Origin of the sequence: Candidatus Electronema sp. TJ (genome assembly GCF_048287355.1) — a bacterium.
Lineage (GTDB): Bacteria > Desulfobacterota > Desulfobulbia > Desulfobulbales > Desulfobulbaceae > Electronema.
Genome location: NZ_JBLWEP010000170.1, coordinates 1 through 4,245, shown reverse-complemented (window position 1 = coordinate 4,245; position 4,245 = coordinate 1). Strand labels below are relative to the sequence as shown.

At 56.6% G+C, this 4,245-nt stretch carries 5 protein-coding genes and 1 pseudogene; 4 read left to right on the top strand and 2 right to left on the bottom strand.

The window, feature by feature from the left end; genetic code table 11:
• The 4 genes from ACNKID_RS10635 to gspF all read left to right on the top strand — a co-directional run.
• A partial coding sequence (locus ACNKID_RS10635; RefSeq protein ID WP_417913410.1) for a hypothetical protein occupies positions 1-244 on the top strand: 244 nt, incomplete at its 5' end.
• The gene (locus ACNKID_RS10630; RefSeq protein WP_417913409.1) at positions 241-1,239 is read left to right on the top strand and encodes a cytochrome-c peroxidase; all 999 of its coding nucleotides are present in this window, start codon (positions 241-243) and stop codon (positions 1,237-1,239) included. The genes ACNKID_RS10635 and ACNKID_RS10630, both read left to right, overlap by 4 nt.
• Positions 1,240-1,407: 168 nt before the next feature.
• Positions 1,408-2,037, top strand: a complete 630-nt coding sequence (locus ACNKID_RS10625) for a metal-dependent hydrolase (RefSeq protein ID WP_417913408.1) — start codon at positions 1,408-1,410, stop codon at positions 2,035-2,037.
• 8 nt (positions 2,038-2,045) lie between these two features.
• Entirely contained in the window at positions 2,046-3,290 is a 1,245-nt protein-coding gene (gspF, locus tag ACNKID_RS10620; RefSeq protein WP_417913407.1) for a type II secretion system inner membrane protein GspF, read from the top strand.
• A 220-nt stretch (positions 3,291-3,510) separates the two neighbouring features.
• Here gspF and ACNKID_RS10615 read toward each other — a convergent pair whose 3' ends face one another.
• Both ACNKID_RS10615 and ACNKID_RS10610 read right to left on the bottom strand, forming a co-directional pair.
• A complete protein-coding gene (locus ACNKID_RS10615) occupies positions 3,511-3,927 on the bottom strand; it encodes an IS1 family transposase (RefSeq protein ID WP_417913406.1) in 417 nt (138 codons plus the stop codon).
• Between the two features lie 218 nt (positions 3,928-4,145).
• Positions 4,146-4,245 (bottom strand): annotated as a pseudogene (locus ACNKID_RS10610) (transposase); the annotation flags it as partial.

Below are 4,245 nucleotides of genomic sequence, written 5' to 3'. Positions count from 1 at the left end.
TCATTGTCCGCTGCAATCTCAACTTGAGAGCATCACTTGCTGTTCGACCACCACCCGAAAAAAACAGCTGACAGTTCCCAGCGTCAAAGAGACGGCCCGCAAACGCCTGAACGATGACCTGCCGCATGGCCTGTTTATTTTTTCGCAGTTTCATTTGACTTCGCCGCAGTTGCGCCCTTACAATAACAATCAAAAACAGCAGCAGCTTTCCAATCATAAAAACAGGAGGAAGAAGACGAAATGACTGTGAAGAAACGTGTCGTGTCGGCAGCTGTCTTGACCGCAGTTCTGGCAGCTGGAGCCGCTTGGGCCGAGGAGCCGATCAAACCGATCACCCTGCCTGCTGATGTCAATCAGGCGAAAGCTGAGCTGGGCAAGAAGCTCTTTTTTGATCCGCGTCTGTCCAAGTCCGGCTTCATCTCCTGCAACTCCTGCCACAACCTGAGCATGGGCGGCTCGGACAACCTCAAAACCTCCATTGGCCATAACTGGCAGCAAGGGCCGATCAACGCCCCGACCGTGCTCAATTCCAGCCTGAACTTTGTTCAGTTCTGGGATGGCCGGGCCGAGAACCTGAAGGCGCAGGCTGGCGGCCCGATTGCCAATCCAGGCGAGATGGCCTTCACCCATGAGCTGGCCGAAGGCGTGGTGAAGTCAATCCCTGGCTATGTGACTGAGTTCAAGCAGGTTTATGGCGATGACAGCATCAACATTGACCGCATGACAGACGCAATTGCCGAGTTTGAGAAAACCTTGGTCACGCCGAACTCACGCTTTGACAAATGGCTGCTGGGCGATGCCAAAGCCCTGACCGATCAGGAGCTGGCCGGCTACAAGCTGTTCAAGGAGTCCGGCTGCGTGTCCTGTCACTACGGCACATCGGTCGGCGGCGGCACCTTCCATAAAATGGGCATGGTCGAAGAGTATAAAACCAGCAGCCCGGCGGAAGGCAGAAAGGCTGTCACTGGCAAGGACGAGGACCGGCTGATGTTCAAGGTGCCGAACCTGCGCAATGTCGAGCTGACCTATCCGTATTTCCACGACGGCGAGGCCGCGACCTTGAGCAAGGCCGTGGAGACGATGGGCCGCCTCCAGCTTGGCAAGAAGCTGACGGACGAGGAGAATGCGCAAATTGTCGCCTTCCTCAAGAGTCTGACCGGCGAGCAGCCTTCATTCACCCTGCCGATCCTGCCGCCGTCTTCGGACAAGACCCCGCCGCCCAAGCCGTTTGAGAAGTGATTCTTCTCCGTCTGCCGGATCCGGGGCAGAGGGCGGCCCCGGATCCGATGCGCTCTCCTTCTGGACTCCTTTTCGTGCATGCAGCTGCCAGCGAAGAGCAGCAGGCTTCGCTCTGATCAATCTCGGCGGCGGTCTGCGCCGCTTTAATTCTCTTGAAAAGTTGGCGGAATGCTGCTATTCCTTGTGCAATGCCGCCGCAAGAAAATCAACTTCATCTTCCGCATGAGTCCGGTCTCGCATTTTCTTCTCAGCTGGCTGACTGCCAACACTGTCCAGCTTGACCGCCGCGAACGGCTGCTGGTCACGTGCGGCGGCATTGCCCCAGACATGGACGGCTTGGGCATCATCGCTGATTTTCTGACCAGAAACAGCAGCAGGCCCTTGCAATGGTGGGGAGAATATCATCATCTGCTGGGACATAACGCGGCCTTCGGCGCATTGCTGGCCGCGTTCACCCTTCTATGCGCGAAACAGCGGCGGACAGCTGCCGCCCTCTTGAGCCTGACCGTCTTCCATCTGCATCTGTTCTGCGATCTGGTCGGCTCGCGCGGGCCGGACGGCTTTCAGTGGCCGTTGCCGTATCTCTGGCCTTTCTCAAAAGCTTGGCAATGGACATGGGACGGCCAATGGGCCTTGAACGCTTGGCCGAATCTGCTGGTCACGGCAGCCGCGTTGCTGGCTGCGTTTTATCTGGCGTGGAAAACAGGACGCTCGCCGCTGGAGTTTGTTTCTCTCCGGGCGGATGGACAGTTTGCCGCCGCGCTGCGGGCCAGACTGGGAACACCTTGGAAAAGTTGAGCGAATAAATGCCTGTTTACGAATACACCGCCCTTGATGCGGCTGGGAAAAAACACAAAGGCGTTCTGGATGCGGACTCGCTGCCGATCGCCCGGCAGAAGATCCGTCAGCTTGGCAAATATCCGGTTGAGATCAAAGAGACAGCACCGAAAGGCCGCCGGGGGAGCAAGCAGGGCGCGGGAGTAGGCAGCTTCTTCAGTCTTCAAGGCAGGGCGCGGGTCAAACAGCAGGAACTTCACGTCGCCACCCGCCAGCTTGCGACACTGCTGGGCGCGGGCATTCCCTTGGTGCCTGCGCTCACCGGTTTGATCGAGCAGACCAGCAGCAAATCGCTCCAGACCATCATCGCCCAGATCAAGGATGCGGTCAACGAGGGCAACTCGCTGACCGACGCGCTGGCTGAGCATCCGCGCCTTTTCTCGAAGGTCTATGTGAACATGGTCCATGCGGGCGAGGCTTCCGGCTCCTTGGACGTGGTGCTGGACCGGCTGGCGGAGTTCGGCGAACGGCAGCAGGCGATGCGCTCGCGTATCGCCGCCGCGCTGATCTACCCGATTTTCATGGCCTTGGTCGGGATCGGCGTGCTTTTCGCGCTGATCACCTTTGTCATACCCTCAATCACCAAAGTATTCATCGACCGCAAGCAGGCTCTGCCTCTGCCCACCACGATCTTGATTCAGATCAGCACCTTTCTTCAAGGATGGTGGTGGCTGGTGCTGATCCTGCTGGCCGCTGCATTTTTCGGCCTGCGTTTCTTTTTCCTGCAAACGCAGTCCGGCAGGCGCATCTGGGACAAAATGAAGCTGACCCTGCCGCTGATCAAGGATCTGAACGTCAAAATCGCTGCCGCCTCGCTGGGACGGACTATGGCTAGCCTGCTGCAGGCGGGCGTGCCGCTGGTCACTTCGCTGCAAATCGTCAAGAACATCCTCAACAACGTGCTGCTGGCCGAGGTGCTGGAACAAGCGGGAGAAGAGCTGCAAAAAGGCAAGAACCTGTCCGGCTTCCTGCGCGGCAATCCCTATTTCACGCCGATGCTGGTGCAGATGATTGCAGTGGGCGAGCAGAGCGGCTCGCTCGACAAGATGCTGGAAAAGGCGGCGGACAGCTACGAGAAGGAGGTGGAGGCCAAGGTCATGGCCATGACCTCGATGATTGAGCCGATTATGATCCTGGCGATGGGCATGGCGGTCGGCTTCATCGTCATGTCCATCCTGCTGCCGATCTTTGAGATGAATCAGCTGGTGAAGTAGCAAGGGCGAAAAATTTTTCGCCCCTTGGGCCGAAGAGTCCGCGACGCAGACAACACACCGGTGTCTCCAGTTTTTTCCTGCTGGAGCTTGGACAGTGTCAATGGCCCGGCCCGCCGGAAGCCCGCATTCGCAAGGTTAAGTGCGCAGGAGGTTTTATCATGAGTGTCAGTCAGATGCGCATCCTCGGAATCGATGTTTCCAAAGCCAGGCTGGGTGGTGGTTAAATAGAAAGTGATGCCCTTAATTTCAGATTGTAGCGGACAATAAAGAGGCGTGTTGCGAGTTCATGAAAATAAGCTGTTTTTGAAAACGACAATGTTTTCCGAGTATACCTGGCGTTTGACTGGCGGCAGGTGTTATTCCATCGCTCGACACGACAGGTCTTCCCAGTCTCCTTGCCAACACTGCTGCGCGTCTCTTTTGGAAAGACCTTGCAATACGCGCTCCAAAAATCGCTGAAAGTCCGGCATGTTTTATAGGACAATGGAATACGCTGCCCAGAGCATTCTGCACGACGCTCGCTCCGGCCGCCAAGAACAAAAGCCACAGCTTGGCGCGTCCTGCGGCAGATGGCAATCCACAGCCAGCATTTGTCCGTCTGTTTCAAAACAAACGACCACATTTCATCCAGCTCCAAGACATCATCCTTCTGAGATGGAAGCAATGTCTATTCTAACGCTGGATTGGCCGCGTCTTTTTTTTGAGCCAGGAAGCAAGGGCCTGCCGGCTGACACCGAGCATGCGGGAAATGCCCCTCATGCTCGGTCGTTCATGACAAGTGCCGATTATAGCCGTAGCACAATAAACTGACTGCAAGCAGGGTTGCTGAAAAAGTTCATCTGTCGAACAGCCGAGTTTTCTTCTGAGGGCCTTTGCCTGCGCCCATTTATGCTCTATGGGGTTCAGGTCAGGTGAATATGGCGGAAGATATTCAAGGAGGCGGCCAGCAGCTTCA